The sequence below is a fragment of the Paenibacillus sp. SAF-068 genome (genome assembly GCF_051967555.1).
Taxonomy (GTDB): Bacteria; Bacillota; Bacilli; order Paenibacillales; family Paenibacillaceae; genus Paenibacillus.
This window is the reverse complement of the sequence record NZ_JBQCJX010000001.1, coordinates 1,184,358-1,209,193: the sequence shown is the minus strand read 5'-3', so window position 1 is coordinate 1,209,193 and position 24,836 is coordinate 1,184,358. Positions and strand designations below refer to the sequence as shown.

Annotated in this window: 25 protein-coding genes and 1 other RNA gene; 10 read left to right on the top strand and 16 right to left on the bottom strand. The window is 45.7% G+C overall.

The window, feature by feature from the left end; genetic code table 11:
• Positions 1-144: 144 nt before the first annotated feature.
• The 3 genes from ACTHPG_RS05420 to ACTHPG_RS05410 form a co-directional block, all read right to left on the bottom strand.
• Complete coding sequence (locus ACTHPG_RS05420) at positions 145-627, bottom strand: DUF309 domain-containing protein (RefSeq protein ID WP_440388101.1); 483 nt, start codon at positions 625-627, stop codon at positions 145-147.
• Positions 614-1,429 carry a GTP pyrophosphokinase gene (locus ACTHPG_RS05415; RefSeq protein ID WP_440388100.1) on the bottom strand — a complete coding sequence of 272 codons (816 nt, stop codon included), beginning with the start codon at positions 1,427-1,429 and terminating at the stop codon, positions 614-616. The genes ACTHPG_RS05420 and ACTHPG_RS05415 overlap by 14 nt, the downstream gene beginning before the upstream one ends.
• Before the next feature lie 134 nt (positions 1,430-1,563).
• Positions 1,564-2,661 carry a quinone-dependent dihydroorotate dehydrogenase gene (locus ACTHPG_RS05410; protein WP_440388099.1) on the bottom strand — a complete coding sequence of 366 codons (1,098 nt, stop codon included), beginning with the start codon at positions 2,659-2,661 and terminating at the stop codon, positions 1,564-1,566.
• 254 nt (positions 2,662-2,915) lie between these two features.
• On the opposite strand from ACTHPG_RS05410, the gene ACTHPG_RS05405 reads away from it, so the two are divergent.
• Positions 2,916-3,053 (top strand): hypothetical protein, encoded by a 138-nt coding sequence (locus tag ACTHPG_RS05405; RefSeq protein WP_017689367.1) that lies wholly within the window; start codon positions 2,916-2,918, stop codon positions 3,051-3,053.
• Positions 3,054-3,095: 42 nt separating this feature from the next.
• On the opposite strand, the gene ACTHPG_RS05400 is transcribed toward ACTHPG_RS05405, so the two are convergent.
• The 3 genes from ACTHPG_RS05400 to ACTHPG_RS05390 all read right to left on the bottom strand — a co-directional run bounded on the left by ACTHPG_RS05400 (position 3,096) and on the right by ACTHPG_RS05390 (position 6,419).
• Positions 3,096-4,538, bottom strand: a complete 1,443-nt coding sequence (locus ACTHPG_RS05400) for a L,D-transpeptidase family protein (protein WP_440388098.1) — start codon at positions 4,536-4,538, stop codon at positions 3,096-3,098.
• A 219-nt stretch (positions 4,539-4,757) separates the two neighbouring features.
• Positions 4,758-5,000, bottom strand: a complete 243-nt coding sequence (locus ACTHPG_RS05395; RefSeq protein WP_433752559.1) for a ferredoxin — start codon at positions 4,998-5,000, stop codon at positions 4,758-4,760.
• 117 nt (positions 5,001-5,117) lie between these two features.
• On the bottom strand, positions 5,118-6,419 hold the full coding sequence (locus ACTHPG_RS05390; protein WP_440390137.1) for a DNA polymerase IV: 1,302 nt from the start codon (positions 6,417-6,419) through the stop codon (positions 5,118-5,120).
• A gap of 531 nt (positions 6,420-6,950) precedes the next feature.
• On the opposite strand from ACTHPG_RS05390, the gene cimA reads away from it, so the two are divergent.
• Positions 6,951-8,570 (top strand): citramalate synthase, encoded by a 1,620-nt coding sequence (cimA, locus tag ACTHPG_RS05385; RefSeq protein ID WP_440388097.1) that lies wholly within the window; start codon positions 6,951-6,953, stop codon positions 8,568-8,570.
• Between the two features lie 79 nt (positions 8,571-8,649).
• Here the strand turns inward: cimA and ACTHPG_RS05380 are convergent, their stop codons facing one another.
• Entirely contained in the window at positions 8,650-9,201 is a 552-nt protein-coding gene (locus tag ACTHPG_RS05380) for a TlpA family protein disulfide reductase (protein ID WP_440388096.1), read from the bottom strand.
• Between the two features lie 226 nt (positions 9,202-9,427).
• Between ACTHPG_RS05380 and ACTHPG_RS05375 the strand changes: the two genes are divergently transcribed.
• Positions 9,428-9,916, top strand: coding sequence for a Mov34/MPN/PAD-1 family protein (locus ACTHPG_RS05375; protein WP_440388094.1), 489 nt, complete (start codon positions 9,428-9,430; stop codon positions 9,914-9,916).
• On the opposite strand, the gene ACTHPG_RS05370 is transcribed toward ACTHPG_RS05375, so the two are convergent.
• Genes ACTHPG_RS05370 through ACTHPG_RS05360 form a run of 3 tightly spaced genes read right to left on the bottom strand, consistent with a single transcriptional unit; the run spans position 9,902 to position 13,163 of the window.
• Entirely contained in the window at positions 9,902-10,639 is a 738-nt protein-coding gene (locus ACTHPG_RS05370) for an exonuclease domain-containing protein (RefSeq protein WP_440388093.1), read from the bottom strand. The two genes, ACTHPG_RS05375 and ACTHPG_RS05370, sit on opposite strands and share 15 nt — an antisense overlap.
• The gene (locus tag ACTHPG_RS05365; protein ID WP_440390136.1) at positions 10,636-11,721 is read right to left on the bottom strand and encodes a DUF294 nucleotidyltransferase-like domain-containing protein; all 1,086 of its coding nucleotides are present in this window, start codon (positions 11,719-11,721) and stop codon (positions 10,636-10,638) included. Before ACTHPG_RS05365 ends, ACTHPG_RS05370 begins: the two co-directional genes overlap by 4 nt.
• Positions 11,722-11,762: 41 nt before the next feature.
• A complete protein-coding gene (locus ACTHPG_RS05360; protein WP_440388091.1) occupies positions 11,763-13,163 on the bottom strand; it encodes an ammonium transporter in 1,401 nt (466 codons plus the stop codon).
• 352 nt (positions 13,164-13,515) lie between these two features.
• Between ACTHPG_RS05360 and ACTHPG_RS05355 the strand changes: the two genes are divergently transcribed.
• Together ACTHPG_RS05355 and ACTHPG_RS05350 are read left to right on the top strand one after the other, a co-directional pair.
• A complete protein-coding gene (locus ACTHPG_RS05355; RefSeq protein WP_017689377.1) occupies positions 13,516-13,944 on the top strand; it encodes a MerR family transcriptional regulator in 429 nt (142 codons plus the stop codon).
• Positions 13,945-13,972: 28 nt separating this feature from the next.
• Entirely contained in the window at positions 13,973-14,653 is a 681-nt protein-coding gene (locus ACTHPG_RS05350) for a zinc metallopeptidase (RefSeq protein WP_076330476.1), read from the top strand.
• A 36-nt stretch (positions 14,654-14,689) separates the two neighbouring features.
• Here the strand turns inward: ACTHPG_RS05350 and ACTHPG_RS05345 are convergent, their stop codons facing one another.
• Positions 14,690-15,601 (bottom strand): LysR family transcriptional regulator, encoded by a 912-nt coding sequence (locus ACTHPG_RS05345; protein WP_440388089.1) that lies wholly within the window; start codon positions 15,599-15,601, stop codon positions 14,690-14,692.
• A 69-nt stretch (positions 15,602-15,670) separates the two neighbouring features.
• Positions 15,671-16,297, bottom strand: a complete 627-nt coding sequence (locus ACTHPG_RS05340; RefSeq protein ID WP_440388087.1) for a rhomboid family intramembrane serine protease — start codon at positions 16,295-16,297, stop codon at positions 15,671-15,673.
• A 148-nt stretch (positions 16,298-16,445) separates the two neighbouring features.
• Between ACTHPG_RS05340 and tpx the strand changes: the two genes are divergently transcribed.
• On the top strand, positions 16,446-16,964 hold the full coding sequence (gene tpx, locus ACTHPG_RS05335) for a thiol peroxidase (protein ID WP_440388086.1): 519 nt from the start codon (positions 16,446-16,448) through the stop codon (positions 16,962-16,964).
• A gap of 72 nt (positions 16,965-17,036) precedes the next feature.
• Here the strand turns inward: tpx and ACTHPG_RS05330 are convergent, their stop codons facing one another.
• From ACTHPG_RS05330 to ACTHPG_RS05315, 4 genes are all read right to left on the bottom strand, one after another.
• Positions 17,037-17,429 (bottom strand): DUF1499 domain-containing protein, encoded by a 393-nt coding sequence (locus tag ACTHPG_RS05330; protein ID WP_017689382.1) that lies wholly within the window; start codon positions 17,427-17,429, stop codon positions 17,037-17,039.
• A gap of 171 nt (positions 17,430-17,600) precedes the next feature.
• Positions 17,601-17,792, bottom strand: a non-coding RNA gene (gene ssrS, locus ACTHPG_RS05325) — 6S RNA.
• 51 nt (positions 17,793-17,843) lie between these two features.
• Positions 17,844-18,656: a YesL family protein gene (locus ACTHPG_RS05320; RefSeq protein WP_017689383.1), complete on the bottom strand. Its 813-nt coding sequence runs from the start codon at positions 18,654-18,656 to the stop codon at positions 17,844-17,846.
• 207 nt (positions 18,657-18,863) lie between these two features.
• On the bottom strand, positions 18,864-20,450 hold the full coding sequence (locus ACTHPG_RS05315) for a DEAD/DEAH box helicase (protein WP_440388085.1): 1,587 nt from the start codon (positions 20,448-20,450) through the stop codon (positions 18,864-18,866).
• Positions 20,451-20,754: 304 nt separating this feature from the next.
• Between ACTHPG_RS05315 and ACTHPG_RS05310 the strand changes: the two genes are divergently transcribed.
• From ACTHPG_RS05310 to ACTHPG_RS05295, 4 genes are all read left to right on the top strand, one after another.
• Positions 20,755-21,576 carry a YitT family protein gene (locus tag ACTHPG_RS05310; RefSeq protein ID WP_440388084.1) on the top strand — a complete coding sequence of 274 codons (822 nt, stop codon included), beginning with the start codon at positions 20,755-20,757 and terminating at the stop codon, positions 21,574-21,576.
• Between the two features lie 174 nt (positions 21,577-21,750).
• Entirely contained in the window at positions 21,751-21,939 is a 189-nt protein-coding gene (locus ACTHPG_RS05305; protein WP_440388083.1) for a hypothetical protein, read from the top strand.
• Positions 21,940-22,096: 157 nt separating this feature from the next.
• Positions 22,097-23,278, top strand: a complete 1,182-nt coding sequence (locus ACTHPG_RS05300; RefSeq protein ID WP_440388081.1) for a putative glycoside hydrolase — start codon at positions 22,097-22,099, stop codon at positions 23,276-23,278.
• A gap of 204 nt (positions 23,279-23,482) precedes the next feature.
• Complete coding sequence (locus tag ACTHPG_RS05295; RefSeq protein WP_440390134.1) at positions 23,483-24,835, top strand: MATE family efflux transporter; 1,353 nt, start codon at positions 23,483-23,485, stop codon at positions 24,833-24,835.
• The last annotated feature ends 1 nt before the right edge of the window (position 24,836 follow it).

Sequence of the window (24,836 nt, the reverse complement as noted above, 5' to 3'; positions counted from 1 at the left end):
CTGTGTCACCTGCAATCATCTGAATATGCCGCAACATTCAAAAACACCCCGATCTTTCCCTTTACAGGAATCATCGGGGTGTTTCATATACATGGACATTCATATCCATGGGATGCTCATTTGAAATTTAACACTGATTACGACTCAACTTTCACCCTGATCCATCGCCTTCATCTTCTCTTCATATATACGCCCTCTGGTAGGACTCCGGCGTTGCGGAATATTGGGTTTTAGCTCAAGCGATCTTCTAGATATCTCCTGTTCCAAGACCTCATCAACAATTCGTATGGACAGATCCCTATAAGTCACGGACTGAGCATCAGATTGGGACAGTTCCTTCACGATTTCCTGTACATCCGATACCAAAGCCCGAAGGTCAATGCCCAGAACCGTGTCAGGATAAGGTTCCAGAAGGTCAAGTGAGCTCTGTAACATCATTGTGCCTCCGCGGAGATTGCCGTTCCTGAAGTGGTACAAACCAACCGCAATTTGCAGCAACCCTTTATAGAGAGCATCCCGGTTCCGTTCAAGCCACAATTCTTCCAGCACCTCATGGCACTCGAAATAATCCTGATCCCGATTAAAGTAGATTAAGTAGTCGATATACAGTGGTTCATAGTTGCTCATCCGGGTTTTCGCCCTTTCTGGCGTTGTTCAGAAGTTCTTTCACATCATCCAGCAGATCTTTGAGTCCTTCCATGTCATGTCGTTCCCAGCAATCATTAAAGCGTTTCTGGGCCTCAATCGCTTCACTGACAAGGTGATAGAAGTATAATTGATGTATAATATTCAATGTTCTTGAAACGATATTGGAATCATCTTCAAAGGCCTTCTGCGCTTCCAGAATCTGTAGACGAATCGCAGACATCTCATTATCCAGTACAAAAGCGGCCTCAGCTGTTTTTTTCAGCCTGGCACGCATGTCATCAGGTAAGCTCTCCCGAAATTTGTAACTGAGCGAATGTTCAATGGTAGCCCAGAAATTCATGGCAAGCGTCCGGATCTGAATCTCGGCCAATACGATCTTTTGTCCCAAAGCCGTCTGAACGGGGTATTCAATAATCATATGGAAGCTGCGATAACCGCTCTCTTTGAAATTCGTAATATAATCTTTTTCAATAAGTACCGTAAGATCCTTGCGGCCTCGAATGTATTCGGCAACCCGACGGATATCATCTACGAATTGACACATGATACGGATACCTGCAATATCCTCTATGCCTGTCTCCACGTCATCAAGTGACACATTCAGTCGTCTGGATTTCTCCAGAATACTGGATATTTTTTTGACACGACCGGTAACGAATTCAATCGGGGCATACTCTTCCCGTTTTTTCAGCTCCGCCCGCATTGTCTTAAACTTGACTTTTAATTCCTCTACCGCTTGTTCATAAGGAAGTAAAAATGTACCCCAGTCTCTACCGTCCATGCTTATGCCTCCTGTCTCTATAGCGTCCCCTGTTCTATTCCATTATACATGATGTTTGGTGGGGGGAAGAGCCCCGAAGCATTTTACGCTCTTCCATGCTTCTATATTTTCATTCCGGGGATTCACAATCCTTCTTACCGATGCTCCGCGCCAACCGCTTCAGAGATATGACGATAACCGTCCTTGCGCAGTAATTCACGCAGCCCGGCATGAATACGCCGATTGACCTCAGGTCCTTCATAGATCAATGCTGTATATATTTCGACCAGGCTTGCTCCGGCTTTAATTTTCTCATACGCATCCTCGCTGGTGAAAATGCCACCTGAACCAATGATCGGAAGTTTGCCTTCGGTCTGACGATAGATCTGGCGAATAATCTCCGTGGAACGATCACGCAGAGGTTTACCGCTCAGACCGCCAGTCTCTTTCGCATGTTGGTGGGAAAGTCCTGTACGACTGATGGTTGTGTTCGTTGCAATAATGCCCGCAACACCACTGTCTGCAATGGTGCGAATCATGTATTCAAGTTCCTGATCATTCACATCCGGTGCGATCTTCACCAGAACGGATTTGGTCGCTCCGCCTGCTCGTGCATGCTGCACGTTCATCTCGTTCATAACCGCAACAAGCAGTTCCTTCAATTCGTTCCCATGTTGCAGATTACGCAAATCCGGTGTATTTGGTGAACTGATATTAACCACGAACAGATCAGCATAATCGTATAGTGCCTGAATGCACTTCGAATAGTCCAGGTGAGCTTCTTCATTAGACGTCGCCTTATTCTTGCCGATGTTAACAGCCACTGGAATACGCCGGTCCTGTAGACGTGCCAATTCACTTGCCATGGCTTCCGCACCCAGATTGTTGAAGCCCATCCGGTTTACCAAAGCCTCATCTGGAGGCAAACGGAACAGCCGGGGTTGATCGTTACCTGGTTGTGCGAGTGGTGTCACCGTTCCCACTTCCATGAACCCAAATCCGATGGAAGAAAAGCCCGTTACGGCCTGTCCGTTTTTGTCCAGACCCGCAGCCAGACCAACAGGTGTAGGGAAATGACACCCGAACATGTCAACAGCCAGATCAGACGTTTCACGAACGCCGTACATCACTCGCAGTCCGGAAGGAACCGGACGGATGCTACCCACGCCACTAAGGCCGCCAATAATCAGATGATGGGCCTGTTCAGGGTCCATTTTGAACAACAAAGGTTTAGCAAGACTTCTGTACAACAAATCACTCACTCCGTTCTGGTCCGGTACGCCAAAAAGCCGTTTTCCGTCTTTTCATATGTAAAAAAACACTCTACACACAAGTCTATCTGTTTCTTATTAAAAAGGAAAGTAGTTTGCGCATAGACAGCACAAATCGAATGATGCAAAATGCTCACAAGAAATCCACCCGCCCACTGGAAATGACGAGTTGAATTCTTTACAATGAGAGCATGGTTACTCTACACCAGTTCTATTCCAATAAGGAGGAATAACTTATGGCTCCCAAACGTAAACCACCTGCTTTACAGCAAAAGAAAGAAGAAGTGAATCGCAAAGCCATTGCATGGACAGCAGCCAGTGTAGGCGGATTGATCATCATTATTGGTGCTCTTATCATTATTGCCAATATGTAGATGATTCAGGCGGAATCCATCTGATTCTACATACCAAACAGATCAATTCAGCCAGTGATACGTTTTATTCGGATTATTTTGTTTTGGAACAAGCGTATGCTGATAACGCTGCTTTGCTTCTGGAACAAGCGTCAGATCTGGCAGTACATCTTCTCCAATGCGTACCGGAGTGCCTTGCGGAGCGAGAGCGAATAGTTCTTCTACATCTCCTGTACGCATTCTCACACATCCAAGGGATTCATCCAGTCCGATACTGTCTGGCTCGTTGGTCCCGTGGATGGCATAATTCGTGTTGGAAAGCTGCATCCCCCTGCTTCCAAACTCACCATTCGAGCGTCCATTCGGATTGACCACTTTATCTGTGATCACAAATGAACCTTCCGGTGTTCGATCACCGCCAAGCCCCACATCATACATACGAATAATGGTATCTCCACTGATTAATGCAAGTTTATGTATATCCTTATCAATGACAATCTCAAGTGGTTCCTGCAAAAAAGGCTGACCTCCCAGCGTATCCGCAAAAGCGACATTTTTGCCTTGAGATGAATTCGAAGTCGTCGAACCGTTCTCTTCACCGCTCGCTTCACCCTTTCCTTGCTGTGCCTTTCCTTGATGCAAGGCTAACAGCTTCGGAAACATCTCGGTCATGCCTGGCGCAGTCTCTCCGAGAATATTATTCGGAAATGGCTGTGCCATTTGCGTTACACTCTTGGGCCAGGTGTCATTTTTTTTGCGATAGGCAACGATTGCACTTGATAATGATGCAGCGGCTTCCTGCTTCGCGGTCCACGCCATAGCCATCTTTTTGATCTTCGGCGTGACTTCTGGAGGTTCACAGTTACACTGCTTGGCATCATAACTCTGTGCAGTTAGTTTCCCGCTTGTATTCGTCTGCACAATGTATTTCACAGGCATATTTCGCTTCCACAAAGACCAATCCTCCGAGGTTTGCATTCCCAATACAGCCGAAGTCTCTACTTTTGGTCCAGATCCGGACCATGCAGCTGCGAGCGCTGCCTCACCATGATTGCCCCCGCCAAACGCCGCAGCGGTGAACACATTACTGGGTGGACTGGACGCAGCCCCGGCCTGTTGATCCCTTTCTACAGGCTCTGTGATGTCATCTGTGGATTCCAGTGCTGCTGACAGTGCATCGGCTGCTTCGCGACTGAAACCTGGAGCGTCCGCAGGTGGCAAACCAGCCAGCACAAGCAGCATGAATAACGTGAGCCACATTTTGCGTCTACGTTGTTTTTTCTCTTTTTGCTCAGACATTTCCACCAGTTTGTCCTGATAGTCCACCCAGATGTCAGCAGGAGCTTTGCTGCGTTCAAACGCCTCGTAAACCTCGCCCGCTTGCTGAAAGCAATAGTTGGCTTTAGCCTCCTGTCCTTCGCCCAGGTACTCCTTTCCAAGCAAATACCAAGCCATTTTATTGTCTGGATGTTTCTTGACATATGTTCTTAGATGAGTATTTTGCATCCGATCCTCCACTATTTCGCCTTTTTCCGTATATCCTTATATATCGGCATAAGCAGGCGTTGAATCCATAGGACTTGAGTACCCGGTGGGAAAAAGGCATTTCGACAATGTTCGTCCTTGATTCACAGATCAGATGGTCCCAGTAAAATGAAAATAAAAAAAGCACCTTCCCTTGTCGTAAAGACAAAAGAAAGTGCTCAGTATTCATGTGAGAAAACCTTAACCCTCTTTATTGAAAGGCTCGTCCGCTACTTTGATTGAATCTGTAGGGCAGCCGTCGCATGCATCCTGCATATCGTCAAACAAGTCGTCTGGAATAGCTTTAACACCCTTGTTAGCATCGCCGTCAAAGATAACTTCTGCCAAACCTTCATCATCGTAATCGTAGATGTCTGGAGCCGTTGCTCCACAAGCGCCACATGCGATGCAAGTGTCTTTTTCAACCCAAGTATATTTACTCATTTACATTCTCTCCTCCTAAAATTCGAAACGTACAGTGTTTTTATCTAGAAACATATTAAACCAAAGTAAGAATAATTACAAATCATTTTGCAACCACAAGTCTTTATTATCCCCTATTTAATCAAGACTTTGCAAGTTATCTTTTTGCAGGGATGTGCCGCGCACTTTATGATTGCGAAGCAGCACGGAAGGATCATCCCCAAGCATGCCTGCGGTCACAACAGCATTCTCACCAAATTTATCACGTAACTGATCCATAATGCGAATCAGATTGTCCTTCTTCGGCTTCTGCTCATATTCGAACAAGTCCATCTGCACAGCCGATTCTTCTCTTGGAATCAGGTTTTGAAGTGTCACACCCAGCATTCGTACAGGCTTGCCACCACCCCAATGCTTCCCGAATAGTTTGCATGCCTCACGGTAAATGACCGCTGCATCCTCCGTAGGAACTTCCATGAGACGTGATCGGGTGATGGTCTTCATATCCGGTGTCCGGATCGTAATCTGAATACCCTGGCTGAACATTTCGTGCTTGCGCAATCTTCTGGCTACCTGGTCACTGATATTGAGGAAAACCCGATGAATCTCATTCATATCCGATACATCCGCCGGCAGAGTGGTTGTATGCCCAATCGATTTATTGGCTTCCCGTTCCGCGTGAACGGTGGAATGGTTAATGCCATTCGCAGAATTTTTGAGCCACGATCCATTGACTCCGAATATTTCGGTTAGCATGTTCTCATCCGACTTGGCCAGTTGACCAATCGTTTCAATGCCCAATTTTTTCAGCTTTTCGGCTGTTTTTTTGCCAATGCCAAACATCTCGTTACATGGCCTGTGCCAGAGAATCCGGGGTACGTCCCTCATGCGTAAAATGGAGATACCGTTCGGTTTTTTCAGATCCGAGGCCATTTTCGCCAATAATTTATTGGGTGCAATGCCAATGGAACATGGCAACCCCAATTCATCCTTGATTCTACGTTGAATGCTCTCTGCAATCTCCATCGGATTTCCGAATTGCCTTGAGCCTGTAATATCCAGATAACACTCATCAATGGATGTTGCCTCAAGTTGAGGGGTGTAACTATACGCAATCTGCATGAACGCTCTTGAATATTGACGATATAAATGAAAATCGGGCCGAATCACAATGAGATCAGGACACTTCTTCATCGCTTGGTGTACAACCATGCCTGTTGAGATCCCCCGGTTACGAGCTGTATATGAGCAGGTTACGATTACACCCTTGCGCAGTTCGCTGCTGCCCGCAACGGCCGTTGCTTTTCCTCTATATAGATCCGGTTCCTCCGCTTCATGTACAGAGCAGTAAAAAGCATTCATATCCACATGCAGAATCACCCGTCCGGCTGTAGGGTAATATTGGTCCACATTCGCTGGAGGATTGCCGTCATAAGACATCATGACCCCCACCCTTTCATGCACACTAAATAATGAAAAATAATTTACTTTCTTCTATAGTATATCAAACCCGTTATGTTAATTCAGTCAAGGTTTTTATTTTCTGCGAGATCTGATCAGTGACCGAATAATTAACCAGCCTACACTCACAAAAAGGATCAAAGTGATCAGAGTAATAACTATATTTTCCCATACAATACTCAAAATCAACCCTCCTTATCTTCCATATATTCCTATTAAAACGCAATAATAAATTATAACATACATATGAATTATGATTAACATCCTTCTTTTAGCTCTAAAATCCGTTAATTATTACATGAAACTGCGATTTCTATGTAGCATTTGGCTATAATGGTGCTATAATAATTAATTATACAAATTGACGACTTTAGGACAAATCCACGCATCCAGTTTAACACAGTGTAGCGTTGCCGAATCGAAGGATTTGTCGATTAACGTACTTAACTGCTTTTCCAAACTTACAATCCAAACTTTTAAAAGAGCGCTTTATCTCAAAGGAGGATCTTCATGTCAAAGGCCATTTCCATCTTCGATACGACTTTACGTGACGGCACACAAGGGGAGGGTGTCAGCTTATCGGCAGATGACAAACTCAAAATTGCCAAGAAGCTTGATGACCTGGGTGTCCATTATATTGAAGGCGGAATTCCCGGCAGTAATACCAAGGACATTGAGTTTTTCAAAAGAGTCAAGGAATTGAACCTGAACGCAAAGGTCGTTGCTTTTGGCAGTACACGCCGTAAAGGCAGTGTCGCTAGTGAAGACGCCAACCTGAAACGCATGATCGAATCTGGTGCCCAGGCCGCAACTCTTGTTGGAAAATCATGGGATTTCCACGTGCATACTGCTTTGCAAACCACACTGGAAGAGAATCTGTCCATGATCTATGATTCCATCGCCTATCTGAAACAGAATGGCATGGAAGTCATCTTTGATGCAGAACACTTCTTTGACGGTTTCAAACATAACCCCGAGTATGCTCAAGCTGTCTTGACCAAGGCTCACGAGGCTGGAGCGGACTGGCTTGTCATGTGTGACACCAACGGCGGGACAATGCCGAACGAAGTGCACGAGATCGTATCCACACTGCATAGAAGCCTGCCTCACGCCCATCTCGGCATCCATACACATAATGATTGCGAACTGGCTGTGGCCAACACACTTAGCGCAGTACAAGCCGGAGCCCGTCAGGTTCAAGGAACGATGAACGGTTATGGAGAACGTTGCGGTAACGCCAATCTCGCCTCCATTATCCCGAATCTGCAATTGAAGCTTGGTTATGAATGTGTTACTGAGGATTCTATGAGACAACTTACGAATGTGGCTCGTTATGTTAGCGAGATTGCCAATGTAAATATGCCGATAAATCAGCCTTATGTCGGCAATGCCGCTTTTGCTCACAAAGGTGGAATTCACGTCTCTGCCATCCTGCGGGATTCCCGTACGTATGAACATATCGTGCCTGAACTGGTGGGTAACAAGCAACGTGTACTGGTATCGGAACTTGCCGGACAGAGTAATATTGTATCCAAAGCGCAGGAACTGGGGCTTGAGTTCGATCCAAGCAGTGCCAATTCACGTCAGATTATTGAGAAAATCAAAGACCTGGAGCATCAGGGTTACCAATTCGAAGGCGCAGATGCCTCGCTCGAATTGTTAATTCGTGAAGCGAACGGTGACATGAGAGAATTGTTCACTTTTGAATCATTCAAAATGCTTGTGGAGAAGACGGCTGGCAAATCCGTTGTTTCTGAAGCTTTTGTCAAACTTAATGTAGCTGGAACAAGTGTCTATACCGCCGCTGAAGGTAACGGTCCGGTTAACGCACTCGATAACGCGCTTCGGAAAGCGCTGGTGCAATACTTCCCTTCACTTTCCAATATGCATCTCTCAGACTACAAAGTGCGTGTACTCGATGAGAAAGATGCCACTGCTGCCAAAGTTCGTGTTTTAATCGAATCGAAAAATACAGAAAACACATGGAACACTGTGGGTGTATCCGAGAACGTAATTGAAGCAAGTTGGGAAGCTCTCGTGCACAGTTTCCGCTACGCCTTGCTTCAAGAAAAATTGCAGGATGAGCCCGACACACTCCCTATTCCTACTCACGGGCTAAGTAATCATTAAGGTGTATTTCCCGGAAAATAAAAAGAAGCCTCTTGTACCCATGATTCATGGTTGCAAAGGCTTCTTTTTATGCAGAAAATTAATCTGCAATCAATTTTTTGATCTTACGTTCCAACTCTTTCTCGGGCATTATGCCCAGAACGATCTCCTGTATAACGCCTCTGGAGTCAATTAATACGTTCGTTGGAAAAGCGACTCCATTATATTGAGCATACACTGTTCCCTTCTCGTCCAAGGGAATAGGGAACGTCAGGTGATACTCATCCACAAAAGCTTTGGCATCTTTCAGTTTATCGTAGGATGTAACATTCACGCCATAAAGGTCAAGCTTATCCTTATATTTCTCAGCCATTTTGTTCAGCTCCGGAGCTTCCTGTTTACACGGCTCACACCACGATGCCCAGAAACTGACGAAAGTGGCCTTATCTTTGGTTCCGCCCACACTATACGTTTTCCCATCCATTGCTGTCAGCGAAAAAGCAGGTGCCAGAAGACCAGCACGCGGTCCCGTCTCTGTAGGCATGGGTTCTTCCTGCTTAAATACGGCAGCAATACCGTCATTCGCATTCTGGGCCAGTGCAATACCAACCAGCAAGACAACACCAAGGAGTATGTATATGTTTCGTTTCATAACCAGCCACCCTTTTATATAATTAGCATATTGAAGCTGAAACCGTAATTTCTGTGCATGCTAAATGTTGATCACTCTCTATAACAGTTCACCAGAACATGATTCACCAACGTACTCTTTAATATTGTACCCTTTTCCTTTAAAATTTTACAATCCACATCATAGAAAATAAAATGAAAAAGGACTCCTGCCAAAGCAGGAGCCAAAGAGAGAGGGGTGAATACAAATGGCAGCACTTCACGGACAGCAAAACACTTTCTACATCCCTTCTTCCGTAGAACAAGAGATGTGTAAGCACATGTTCCTTTCGCTGCCGCAAGAAGCCTGCGGGGTTATGCTGGGTGAAACCGCAGCGGGCGGTATACGAATCAGTCGGTTTCAGCCCATTCGTAACGTAGCACCTGACCCGCTGCACCATTTTGTTCTGGACAATGCCGAATGGATTCGGTGCGTATTCTCCGAGCCTAAGCTTATTGGCATCTTCCATTCCCATCCGCAGTCCAGGCCCGTTCCTTCCTTAGAGGACATGCAAGCTCTTCCGGCCTTCGCCGGTTTGCTTCAGATGTACCTCATCGGCTCTCCTGACCTAACAAACGGATTGCGATCTCATATGCATCTGAACGGTTATCAGATTGAATCCTCGAAGGAATCACAGAATCAGACACGGGTTGTGCCTTCGTACCATCTGCTTCCCGTTCGGTTATGCGTGACTTAGCTGGGTATACAAATCACCCAAGGTCTCCACATTTTTGCGCATCATGTCCTCCAGATAACAGGACCATAACTGTGCAGTCATTTTCGAATCTTCCAGTGCATGGTGACGTCCATGGATCGGAATGCCTCTGGATTCCAGCAATTCATCCAGACCATACCCCGGCCTGCTTGGTTCAAGCCAGCGGGCCAACATCATCGTGTCAATTAAACGATGCGTCAGTCTTACTTTCGAAGTCCTCCACAGAGCAGCATTCAGAAAAGCCCGATCATGCGCACTTGCGTGTGCAATCAGAACACTTCCACCTACAAAAGACATGAAGTCATGCAATCCCTCCAGCAAAGTTGGTGCGTCCAGCGTCATCTCCTGTGTGATACCTGTAAGTTCAGTAATATGTTCCGGAACCGCAGTCTTTGACTGCACCACGGTATAGAACTGTTCTCCTTCCAGCACCACACCACCATGTATACGGACCGCACCAAATGAGATAATCTCATCCCCATGCTGGGGCGAGAAACCTGTCGTTTCCAGATCAAATACAACCGCGTTCAGCTCATTTAGAGGCGTATGCAGAACCTCAGGTCTGCGCTGTTCTCTCATCATCGAGCGGATAAACGCCATGTGTTGCGCCGTAGGGGCTCCCATAATGGAAGCGATGGCGGAAGGAACCCCTCCCTGACGCAGCGAATTCCAGAATCCTGTATTGCCCCTTGCCGGCTCTCTCATGGACGTCTCCTTTCTGCAAAACGCAACTGTCTTTGCAAAGCACGATGCACTCGTCGTACCAACCCGAGCGTATCCCTGAGCTCATAATGAATCTGTTTTTGTTTCATCTGTTTCTCATCCAGGAACCCACTGCTCTGATGCAGATCTCCTTGAATGACAACCGGCGTATTTCTACGAAACTTCAAAGCGGCAATAAAGGCCCGCTGGCATGCATCCAGCAAAGTAAACGGAACAGCTTCAAGTGAAGTCAATCTCTCCATTCTTTTTAACGTAGATGACTCCTTGATCCCATGTTGCAAAGCCAAATAACGGGCACTGTTCACCAGCGGGATGTACAAACCATACTTGACATCAAATCCGCCTGCATGTTCACCAAATCGTTCCGTGACCACACGTCCAAGTACATTTAATGTAGCTTTATGTTTAACCGTATTTCGAAGAACGGCATCCGAAAGTCCAGGAACAATTCTAAACTGTTCATAAAAACTCGTAATCCATTCCTCTGCCAGGCTTTGCTCGCCCGCAACAAAACGCATGTCTGAAGCGATGATCAGATTACGAACAGGCTCCCAATTCAGATCTGAACTCCACTCTGCTAACTGTTGCTTCCATGACGCCAGCGTTTTTCTCCACAAGGGCTCTGAACACATAACTTTACCTTCGCACTTGGCGTAACCAAGCCCCTCCAACACATCCGTCATTCGCTGTCCAAGCTCGGCAAAGTATGCTCCTTTACCCTCATGTGGAATATCGCTAATAATCATGCCATTGTCCTGATCACTCCATAACGTTGCTTCTTCCCTGCCAGAACTGCCAAATACGATAAAGGCATAGGGGACGGGAGGTTGGCCGAAGCCTTCCTCAACCATCCCCTGAATGCATAGCTCTACTGCCTTCCGTGCAATCCGGTCATGCAGTTCATTTACCGTCTGGTACCACTCGATTGGCGACAAGGAAGCGGACAACAATTCCTGGAGCTCATTCTGTAATATCACACGTGCCTGGCGCAGTTCTGGAACAGACGCCGCACCATCGATTCCCTGATAAGAGCAGGAATAGTTCGTAAACGAGATGGGTTCCATCATGTCCAACCTCCTTGAAGCATGTTTCAGCATTATTTATCTCAGGAGCTGAACGTACCGCCACCCGATTTAGATTCTGCATTTTTCATTTGCTCAGGGTATCCGTAAGTACCGTGCTCACTGATATCCAGACCCATTGTTTCTTCTTCTTCAGTAACACGGATGCCCATGATCGCTTTCATTCCGCCCAGAATAATGAAGGACATTACCAGTACGAAGGCAAAAGCACCTGCCAGACCTAGAAGTTGTACCCCCAGTTGGTGGAATCCACCGCCATAGAACAGACCCGCTTGACCTACACCCGCATTTTCGGCAAGTTCAGGAGTAGCGAACAAACCTGTGGAGATCGCCCCCCACATACCAGCGATACCATGCACAGAGAAAGCGTAGATTGGATCGTCAATTCCTTTACGATCGAAGTACTGTGCTGTGAAGAATGTAATGATACCGGCCAAAGCACCGATAACCAGAGCTGCCCAAGGTTCAACGAATGCACATGCTCCTGTAATCGCAACGAGTGCCGCAAGCACACCGTTTAACATACTAGGAATATCAGACTTACCAAGTACTGCCCAAGAGATTAACAGCGCAGCAACACCACCGGCTGCAGCAGCTACGTTAGTGGTCAATGCAACATAACCGAAGAATCCATCGCCCATAGCAGATAATGTACTACCTGGGTTGAATCCGAACCAACCAATCCAGAGGATAATAACCCCGAGTACGGAATACACTTGGTTGTGACCTGGAATGATGTTAGGTTTGCCGTCTTTGTTATATTTACCAATACGTGGTTTCAACAAGATGGTAGCTACCAATGCTGCAGTCGCACCAGTCAAGTGAACAACCGTCGATCCTGCAAAGTCTTGCATACCCAGCTCAGCCAACCAGCCGCCGCCCCATACCCAGTGAGCAACAACCGGATACATGATAATGGTATACAATGTACCGAAAACAATATATACGCTCATCTTCGCACGTTCAGCCATACCACCGCAGGCAATGGCCAGAGATACCGCCGCAAAGGCAAGGTGGAATACGAATTTAATAGTCAGTGGAACATCCGAGAAAGCCAGTGATTCAAAGGAAGCTGCCATACTGTCTCCACTCAGGAAGAATCCGGTAGTTCCAAAAAATCCATTACCATTACCGAAGCCTAGACCAAAACCCAGTCCCCAGAAGGCAATAACTGAAATCCCCAATGTCAGGATGGTCTTACCCGCAATGTGTCCTGCATTCTTCATTCGTGTTGAACCCGCTTCGAGTAAAGCAAATCCCCCTTGCATCAAGAATACGAGTACAACAGCCAAAAACGTAAAGGCTGAGTTCAAACCGCTTTGAAGTTCAATGTTAGTCGGACCCTCCGCAGCCGCAAATGCGCTGACTGGAAAAGCAAACAAAGTAAGCATTACTAACACGGAAACCAACCATTTCTTTCTCATATACCCCACTCCCTCTTATGTTAAGTTTCTTCACATAACGTGAAACTCTTAATGTCATTATAAGCAGAAGAGAGGAAAGTTGACAAGAGTATTTTCATCAAAACTGAAAATTATTTCTGGGAATAAAGTCATACGTCTTTTTCTTGCACTTAAGTACATAATCACATTCTATGAGTACATAGATATAGAAATGAAGTACACTGATCGCCAAAGCATAACGTTTGACTGTATGGTTAAAGATCATGTATCATACTTATTAGTAAGAAAAATTGGGCGTAGTATAGAAATTCGTAAATGAAAGCTACAATTCCCTACATTTGAACTTGCAAGCGAGGTGAATATCATTGGGGATATGAAACTTTTTCGGATTGGCGAACTTGCCAAGACCGCTGGTGTTAGTGAACGGACGATCGATTATTATACGAAGCTTGGCCTGATCGCTCCCGAAGAACGAACACAAAAAAATTACCGTCTCTATAGTAATGAAACTTTAACGAGGCTTGAACGTATTGTACAGATGAAACAAGAGAAGTATAGTCTCGACGAGATTAAGCAATCTCTTGAGAAGTGGCGTCTGGTTAGTACAGAAGAACAGGTTGCCAGCAAATTGACAACATTGGAGCTTCATGTACAACAACTTGAGCGAGAGGTTAACGAACTCAAACCGCTACTTGGAGAGATGAAACCTGTACAAGCACGCAAAATGATGGCAGGGCTTCTCACCAAAAGTGCGGGCACAATGGAGGCACTGAAAATCTTGCTTGAGAACACCATGATGTAGCTTATTTTTAGAAAGCGGAGGAATGAATATGAGTTTTAATAACGGTATGTTCGTATTGATCATTATCGCCTTTTTGCTCTCTTTATGGGCGCAATTTCGCGTTAAAGGTACGTTTAGACGTTGGTCGGAAGTACCGAACCAGAACGGAATCACGGGTTATGATGCCGCTCGCCAGATGCTTGATGCTAACGGGCTACACGACGTTCCAATTGAACCCGTACGCGGCACGCTCTCTGATCACTATGATCCGATTAATCGGGTTGTACGTTTATCGGAACCAGTATATTATGAAAACTCAATCTCAGCTGTCTCGGTAGCGTGTCATGAAGTTGGCCACGCCATTCAGCATAAAGAAAGTTATCCGATGCTGGCACTGCGTCACCGGATCTTCCCGATTGTGAACTTTGCATCCGGATTAGCTCCATTCCTGTTGATTGCAGGATTCCTCTTCAATGCCATGAACCTTGTAGGGATCGGTATCATCTTCTTCTCCGTAACTGTAGCATTCCAACTCATCACTTTACCGGTTGAGTTCAATGCAAGTAATCGTGCCAGAGAGATCATGGTATCCGAAGGGTACATCCGTAACGAAGAAGAAAAAGGAGTTGCCAAAGTTTTGAATGCCGCAGCCTTGACTTACGTCGCTGCAGCGTTAATCTCATTACTTGAGTTGATTCGTTACATCGGAATCTTCAACAGCCGCGATTAATTGGATACCTATACAACAAAAAACAATACCCCACCGTTAAACGGATGGGGTATTGTTTTGTTGTAAACCAAAATAATGAAGCAAAAACGATCGAAAGGACTGGGCAACCAGCGGCAGTTTGTCATCCGCCCGGTGAATTAAGCCAATGGTCCGTGTTACTTTCGGATGAGAGATGGCTACATGTGCCGGCTGCAACGGGTTCGTCTGGAATAGTGCCATCTCCGGCAGGAGACTTACCCCCATGCCCGCAGCGACCAATCCACGGATGGTGTCGGTCTCTTCCCCTTCAAAAGCGATCTTGGGTGTAAAACCAGCTTCCAGACATGCATGCCACACAATAGGACGAAGAGAATAACCTTTGCTGAACAAAACAAATTTATCATCCTTGAGCTGTTCAAGCGCAATGGTCTCTTCACCAGCTAACGGGTGATTCGGAGGAAGGATGGCATGTAATTCTTCCGTTAGTACAATATCACCATCGACTTGATCATGCTTTTCCGGGAAAGGAGAAATGAATGCCAGATCTACCTCTCCCGATAACACATCACGAATTAATGTAGGGAACATCCCCTGCTTGAATCTGAATTTCACGTTGGGGTAGCGCTGCCGAAAAGCAGCCACAACGGAAGGAATGAGATGAATCCCCAGGCTGTGCGGGAATCCAATGCGAATCTCTCCATGCTCCGGGTCAAGAAACTCATGAACTTCCCCCACTGCCTTGTCCAAATCTTTTAATATGCCTTCAATTCGTTTGCAAAAAAGCTGTCCCACTGCAGTCAGCTGCAGGTTTCGTCCCTTTTGCATAAAAAGGTCCACGCCCAGTTCTTCTTCCAGCTGATGAATCTGACGACTCACCGCCGACTGTGCCACATGCAACTCTTCAGCAGCCTGTGTTACATGTTCCTTCTGTGCCACTTTCAAAAAGTAATGCAACTGTCTTAATTCCACTCGCCTGATCGCTCCAATCTGTTATACCCTACTTATCCTTGATTGCATTCCATCTTGAGAACGTTCTGACTACCGCTTTAAGCTGCGGGGTTTCCACAATCTGATCAACAGTCCGTAAATGAAGAATCCACCTAACAATCCTCCGAGGTGTGCCATCCAATTGATGCCCGACATGGCAAAGGAGAATATGATCCCGAACAATAGCAGCGTGTACATTGTTTTGCGCGAAGTTTCATCCATCATCGTTCGTTGGAACAGCGCTACATAAAGAAATGCACCATAAACGGCATAGATCGCCCCTGAAGCACCTACCGAGATGGTAATGCTCCCAATCGAGTTGTACCATGCAACAGCAAGAATATTACCCAATACGCCGCCACCCAGGTACAAAACACCATACCTCACTGACCCGAGTAACCGCTCCATCGGTGGTGCAAATACGATTAACGCAAAGCTGTTAAACAATAAATGACTGAACCCCGCATGCAAGAAGATGGATGTGATGTAACGCCACCACTCCTGTGCGAACAGTTCATGATTCGTAAGTGCTCCAAATTTCAGCAGCACCATATTGTTCGTTGAGCCACCGTTCACCGTTAACACAATAAACATCACAACATTGGCAATTAAAAAAATCGACGTCAAAGGGAAATACTTCAAATAACCTTTCCAGTTCTCATAGCGAATAAATATCATAAATTTCTTCTTTCACTCCACCCTGTTCAGATCGGACTTACATCTCTGATCCATCGTAATGGTACATGTCCGAATTGGACAATGCCTTTCATAAAAGATTATAATGGATTTTGGCACGGATCACCAATTTATAAGGAGGAACATTATTATGACACAAGAACGCACAGGCGCAGCCACATTCAAAGGCAACCCTATTACCTTGATCGGACCCGAACTGAAAGTGGGCGATCAAGCACCTGACTTTACCCTGAGCAAAAACCTGGTTGAAGATGCTTCCCTGAAAGACTTTACAGGCAAAATTAAATTAATCAGCGTTGTTCCTTCCCTGGATACTGGCGTATGCGATGCGCAAACTCGTCGCTTCAACGTTGAAGCCGGAGAACTCGGAGACAACGTTGTTGTGTTGACAGTAAGCGTTGACCTTCCGTTCGCTCAAGCCCGTTGGTGTGGAGCAGCTGGTGTTGACCGCGTAGTTACATTGTCAGACTACAAAACACGTTCTTTCGGTGAAGACTACGGCGTTTTGATCAAAGAATTCCAACTCGACATGCGCTCCATTTTTGTTTTGGATGCCGAAGACCGGATTACATATGTGGAGTATTTGCCTGAAATGACGGACTCCCCTAACTTCGAACAAGCCATTGCTGCTGTAAAAGCTTTGCTGTAGAAGTGACCATACGTTCAGAACAAAAGCGAGGAAGGTTAACCTTCACTCGCTTTTTGTTATTTATCATCTATTTCAATCATTCGCTTTATACTTGCTTAGCTTCTTATCCAGGACAGAGAATAAGTTCATAATCGTGCGATAATTGGAACCCAAATCTCCAAGTGAACCACGTGAAGCTGAATACATATCCACCGCACTACGAACAGGACTTACCGAGATAATGGAAACTGTAATATCCATCGTCCGTCCAAAGGTAGTCCGCTTCTCCAAAATAACTTCTCCAACAGAAGGCACTTCATGCAGCACTTTATAACCCGGAATCTTTTTGAGTGTCGAAGAGACCTCTTCCCAGGCTCTATCTTTGGATAAGTTATAATACCGTGTTTTTAATTTGGGATCCTTGGCTCGATCGCTGGTCCCCTCCATGCTGCGGATGATACCGACGAGCGTTCTCTTTAAGGTCAAGACCCTTCCTCCTTTGAATGTAACCGTTCCATTTATGTATCTAAGTGTAACATTGTTCAAGTAGTAACAAAAGGGTAAGCATCATATTTATCGCAAAATCAATCATCACAACTTAAAAACACCCTGAGATTCCTTCAGAAGAGGGAAAGTCAGGGTGCTGTACAGAAAATTTAGGAACCCGCCTATGCCGTCCGGCTACATTGTCTTATGAACCTGCTTGGCAGGTGGGTGACCGCAAAAATGCTTTTTGAAGTCCCCATGTCGTATAGACAGGGCTTTTCAGCAACATTCTGTGTTGATCTCCCGAAGACATCATCATTGGTTCAAAACAACGAATAACCGAAACGTACATCGCAGGATGTACAATTATTATATCCCTAACTGTGTAAAAAGTAAATGGCGATCCATCATGTTTTATTTTTGCAATGTAATGTTTTTGTCGTCTGATGGCTCAGAGGTTTCACCATTCTCTGCGGATTGTTCAGCCAGCGCAGCAGCTTCCTCTTCTTCCTTCTTCAGCTGCATCTTCTCCATCTGTTCCTGCATCTTGTTGAACGTGGCGTAGAAGTTAAAGAACGCGAACCAAGCAATGATGCTGATAATGAAGAAGACGAACAAAACTGGATAACGGAAACCGATGTAGAACAGCAAGCCGCTTCCCAGCAATGTGGAAAACACACGGAATGGTCTGATCAGCGTTAACAATACTGCATTTTTGATAATGAGTCCAATGGACATGTGATAATGTACAACCATCGAGAAAAAGTTAAAGAGCGATACAAATAACAAAAGAAGCAGCACAAGCATAATGATTCCCACGAGCTGCATGTTGCGGAACTGCGTCATGTACACGGTATAATCCAGATACATTATCGCGAACAACAGTGTGTAGAAAATGCCCCCGATTAAACTTTGCTTGTAGTTTTCCTTGTAACCTACAAAGAACGTACGGAAGATTGGCACATCCGTATCCCCCATATTCCATTTACGAACAACCGTAAACAGCGCCGACGTCGCCGGGAACAGTGTAAGCGGTGCCACAATGGCTATAGCCCAGTTCATTTGCAATGATTCGTTGGCGAGGTTCTGCTGCATAACGAGCAGTTTCATAATCAAGAAAAACAAGAACGGAGACGAACAAATAGCCCACAACAGATTGGTTGCGGCCAGTCTCGTAATCCACTCTGTAAGCCGGTAGATCCCACCCATAGCTCCTTTAAATTCCAAACATTTCTCCTCCTCCGCAGCCTTGCGTATTACCTGAAGTCTAATATTAATATACCTTATTATAGATAGGAAAAGCCAGTACTTCCCGAAAAGAGATCGGGTACGCCCTTGCCCGGTGCTTTTGTTAGCGAGCAAAAGAGGGGCCAGCCATGTAAAATAAAAAAATGGAGCAGTTGCCTGCTCCATTTCCCAGTTCACACGTATATATTATTCGAAAGAAGAATCTTTCGCTGGACGACGTCCTTCGTTGTTGCTCGGACGCGGTTTGCGGTCACGGTTGTAACCACCTTCTCTGCTTCCGCCACCAGTGCTGCTGTTACGATCGCGGTTGTAACCACCACGTCCGCCGCCACTGCTGTTACGATCACGGTTATAACCACCACCGCTGCCGCTTCCACCACTGCGGTTACCGCTATAGCCAGATGGTTTACGTCCGCCAGAGCGAACATCCGGTTTGCGACGCTTCGCACGGATTGGATCTTCAGGAGTCAAGTCAACTTGAGCGTCTTTTTTGTCACCTGTCAGGAGCTTCAGAGCTGCCGACAACAGTTGAACAGAATCATATTGCTCAAGCATTTGAATCGCAATACCTTTGTATTCGTTCAGTTCGCCCGATTGTACGATTTCCAGCAAGCGCTCTGCTGTCAAACGTTGTTTGCCTTCAACCGCTTCTGCCATTGTTGGCAGTGGTTTGCGTGGAATACGGTGACGTGTCACACGCTCAATGAAGTGCAAGTGATCAATCTCACGCGGTGTTACGAAGGACCAAGCAGCACCTTCTTTACCCGCACGACCTGTACGACCGATACGGTGAACATAGCTCTCTGGATCTTGCGGAAGGTCAAAGTTCACAACGTGAGTTACGCCGGAAACGTCGAGACCACGTGCAGCCACGTCTGTTGCAACGAGTACATCAATGCTGCCATCACGGAACTTACGCATTACTGTATCACGTTGATTCTGGGAGAGGTCACCATGGAGACCATCAGCAGAATATCCACGTTTTTGCAGAGCTTCAGCCAATTCATCAACACGACGTTTGGTACGTCCGAATACGATCGCCAGTTCAGGAGATTCCATATCCAGCAAACGGCTAAGTGCTTCGAATTTTTGACGCTCAGGAACTTCAATGTAAGCTTGGTCAATCAATGGTGCACTTACTTGTTTAGGAATTACAGATACGTGTTCAGGGTTGTTCAAGAATTGTTGAGCCAATTTTTGAATGTTAGGAGGCATTGTTGCTGAGAACAGCATTGTTTGACGCTCGTCTGGTACTTGTTTCAGGATAGATTGGATATCCTCCATGAAACCCATGTCGAGCATTTCATCTGCTTCATCCAATACAACAGTTTGTACATCATCAAGTTTGATTGTTTTGCGGTTGATGTGGTCAAGGAGACGTCCAGGTGTACCAATGATAATTTGTGGTTTTCTTTTCAGTGCACGAATCTGACGAACGATATCTTGTCCGCCATAGATTGGCAGGGAGCGCAGACCTTTGAAGCGAGTGAGTTTTTCGATCTCTTCAGCAACTTGGATTGCAAGTTCACGTGTAGGTGCCATAATGAGGGCGCGAATTTTTTCGTCACTTTTCGTGATTTTGCTGATCAACGGGATACCGAATGCAGCTGTTTTACCAGTACCAGTTTGTGCTTGACCAATCAAGTCTCTTCCTTCGAGTGCCAAAGGAATTGATTTGGATTGAATCGGTGTTGCTTCTTCAAACCCGAGCTCAGTGATGGCTTGCAGCACCAGCGGTTCAAGATTGAAATCTGTGAAATTTAAATTTGTCAAAATTATTCATACTCCTTTTATATGGTGGACATGGTGGACAATCCACTTTGTTGTCTGTATTCTTAAGTAGCATTAATATTTATAGGGTATCCCAACAGGGCAAATTATTTTCATAAACTATTATAATTCCATGAATGGGTCCCCAACATAAGACTAAAACTACATACATCTGTTTGAAACATTTCAAATTTCATCGTTCCATTTGGGAAAAGTTTCCTACTCAAGAATATCCACAAATCATTATATCACAAAACAATTCAAGATTACCAGCAATCTGGTTTTAAATATAAATGAGGTGATTAAATTGCCCAAAATAATTTGGCACTCTATAGTGATCATTTTGGGTGCTGCAGCTATCGCTTGCGGCTTTAACTGGTTCTTGGTCCCCCATCAGCTTTTAAGCGGCGGGGTGTCCGGTATTTCAATGCTTCTGGGTTATTTTACAACGTTGAATCTTAGTATAATGTATTTTGTTCTTAACATTCCCCTGCTCATTGCAGGTTGGTTTATTCTTGGACGACGCTTCATTACATTAAGCATTCTCTCGGTAGCAGCCACTTCTTGGTTCATTGCGCTTCTGCCGGTTTTTGCTGTGGCTACAGACCCGTTACTCAGTTCTGTATTTGGCGGTGTGCTTATTGGCATGGGCACTGGGGTTTCCTTCCGAGTCGGCGGCTCCACAGGTGGACTTGATATTGTTGGCTCCATCTTCACCCGTAAACGAGACTTTCCGATTGGAACAGTGATGGCCGGCATGAACGGTGCAATCATTATGCTTGCAGGATACCTGGGTGACAATTGGAATACAGCCCTTGCATCCATGGTATCCATCTACATTACGGGCAAAGTGCTTGATCTGATCCATATCAGTCACGTCAAGGTAACACTGTACATTATCACAAACGAAACCGAAGCCATGTTAAAAAAATTACTTGTTCGGCCTCGGGGAGTTACCAAAATTAAGACACAGGGAGCGTACACGGATATTGAAAAGGACATGCTCATGACCGTTACCACCCGTTACGAATTGGTTGAAATTAAACGTATTATCAAGGATACAGATCCAAACGCTTTTGTTAACATTGTGGAAACGGTTGGTGTTATGGGTTCTTTTCGCAGAAGTTAAGACACCTGTACGGTTAACAATTCACAACATTGTGGTATAATAACGGTGTACGGCTCCTAAATATGTTGTATAGCAGGTTCGACCCTTCAATTTCACAGGCCATATGCTTTCCCGAATTGCACCGAATGACTTACCATTTTGGAATTCGAGTAGGAAAGGGTGATTATTGTGGATATGGAAACGGTAAAACTGTTTGAAATTGTCAACAGATGGTGCCCGGAAATGCTCCCTTTCTTGAAACCGAATGAACTCGACTCACTGATTGTCCTCCGGGATGGGCTGGGCATCCTGGAACAGGGAGACGCATTGGAAATCATTCAGTACAGTATTTGTGAGCATCAAAATGAGATTTACATTCAATAATTTTTAGATTGATCACGCCGCTTCTTGCAGAGGATTTCCTCGTCAGGAAGCGGTTTTCATTTTTCCCATGTGTTTCATTACTTGATAAATATGGTTAAAAGCCCGGAGGCTTTAATGTATAATTCATACATGGAATGCACATAAGGGAGTGGAAATAATGAACATGTTTTTGGCTCTACTGGCTATGGCCTTTGGAAATTTTGGTGGCGCCCCCGCAGTCGCGGATCAGGGAACTCCCCAGTTCCAATCGTTAACCAACAGTTTTAACACCGCTATCATTCAATCTCAAAAAGATCAGGTCGTTATTGATGCCGATAATCCACCTGCCAAAATTGATCCTCAACCTGATGCACCCGTGGTCAAAGGTATTTATGTAACAGCCTACAGCGCTGGGGGCGCACGTATGAAAGAATTGCTGGAACTGACGGACAGCACGGAACTGAATGCCATGGTCATTGATATCAAAGACGATCTCGGATACATAACTTACCCTACAAAAAACAAAGCGCTACAGAAAATGGGCAAATCCCAACCCTTTATTCGGGATATCGATGCTTTGATGAAACGTTTGCAAAAACATGAGGTCTACCCGATCGCACGTGTTGTTGTATTCAAAGATACGATTCTTGCCAAGAAAAATCCGGAGCTTTCCTTCCGTAACAAGGATGGCTCTGTATGGGCGAATGGCAAAGGCGACAGCTTCGTGAATCCTTACAGCAAGGAAGTATGGGATTATAATATTGAGATCGCCAAGGAAGCGGCCAAGCTTGGATTCAAAGAAATCCAATTTGACTATGTTCGTTTCCCGGAAGGTTTCGAGACTCGTGCCGATGTACTGAAATACACCAAATCTGAAAAGTCCCGCGTCGATGTGGTAGCTGAATTCGTGCAATATGCACGCAAGGAGCTCGCACCGTTAGGTGTTCGTGTCTCGGTTGATATTTTCGGTTATGCCGCTTCTGTGCCTGCGGCTGAAGGCATTGGACAGGATTTTGTTAAAATATCCGAAAACGTGGACGTGATCTCACCAATGGTATACCCAAGTCACTATTCAACCGGATGGTACGGGGTGAAGGACCCTGACAAAGATCCTTACACCACCATCAAAGGTTCGATGGAAGACACGCACAAGAAACTGGACCCTACCAAAGAGCTCAAACCCGTCATTCGTCCGTGGATTCAGGACTTCACAGCAAGCTGGCTGGGAAGTGGACATTACATCAAGTATGGCAAGAAACAAGTGGAAGACCAGATTAGAGCGATGAAAGACATGGATGTGCATGAATATCTGCTCTGGAATGCGTCCAACCGTTATACGTCAGGTGTACAATATAAGTAATCCGCAATTTTCATATTTTTGTATTCTTCCAACCTCGCTCCGCTCCAGGCGGAACGAGGTTTTCTGATGTTTATCTTTCTCGGTTGTGCCCCTCCCCTGCTCCTGTCCCTATTCAAAATGGACAAAATCCACTACAATAAATAGCTGTCCAGATATGACACTTGGATGACATCTCTTTAGAATAGTGAGGCACTGCCAGTGAACATGCATACCGCAAGCTTATCCCAAAAAGTGAAGCAATTCCTGATTATATTTTTACCCATCTTCACCACTCAGATCGCCCTCTCTGCCATGTCGTTCTTCGACACGAATATGTCAGGCAAGTTCTCCCCGGCTGACCTTGCAGGAGTCGCCATCGGCACAAGTCTGTGGATGCCGGTTCAAACGGGACTAAGCGGGATTCTAATTGGCATAACACCCGTTGTATCCCATCTGTTAGGCTCCAAACGTAATGATCAGATCGGGTATAACGTCATACAGGCGTTGTATCTTGGCGTTGCGGTCAGTCTCGTCGTGATCGGAGCCGGGGCGTTGTTACTTGGCCCTGTTCTGAACGGGATGCCTTTGGAGCCAAGGGTTGCCCAAGTCGCCTTCTATTTTCTGTGTGCACTTGCTTTTGGCATTATCCCGCTCTTTGGATATACCGTGCTGCGCAGCTTCATGGATGCACTGGGCCAGACGCGAACGACAATGTTCATTACGCTGGTTTCCCTGCCCGTTAATATCTTGCTGAACTATCTGCTGATATTCGGTCGCTGGGGTTTCCCCCAATTGGGCGGCGTAGGTGCTGGGGTCGCTACAGCTTGTACATACTGGCTCATTTTTCTCATTAGTCTATTTTTTGTCCATCGGATTGAACCTTTCGCCCAATATGGCATTTTCCGTCAAGTGACCCGTGTATCCTTGGCCAAGTGGAAAGAATTACTCAAAATCGGGGTTCCGATTGGATTTGCGACTTTTTTCGAAACGTCCATCTTCGCTGCTGTAACATTAATGATGAGCCGTTTTGACACCACAACGATCGCTGCCCATCAGGCGGCTCTGAACTTCGCTTCTACGCTCTACATGTTGCCTGTTAGCATATGTATGGCTCTTACGATCCTTGTGGGTTTTGAGGCAGGTGCAGGGCGTCTGAGAGACGCCAAACAATACAGTCTGCTCGGTATAGGTGGAGCCATCGGTCTCTCGCTGCTTACAGCCATCGTGCTGATTGTGTTCGGCGAACAGATTGCAGGCGTGTATTCAAACGATCGAGAAGTGATTGCACTTACGCAGCATTTCCTCATTTACGCGATTTTCTTTCAGATCTCGGATGCCATTGCTACACCGACCCAGGGAGCATTGCGTGGCTATAAAGATGTTAATCCGGCACTAATCATTACGTTTGTAGCTTATTGGATTATTGGCTTGCCTGTAGGTTATCTCACGGCTACATATACTCCACTCGGTGCCTTCGGATACTGGATCGGGCTCATTGCCGGCCTTGCTGTCGGAGCAACAGCACTTCTATGGAGACTCTTCCTGGTACAAAAACAAGCCGCGATGCGCAAGGCGTAAC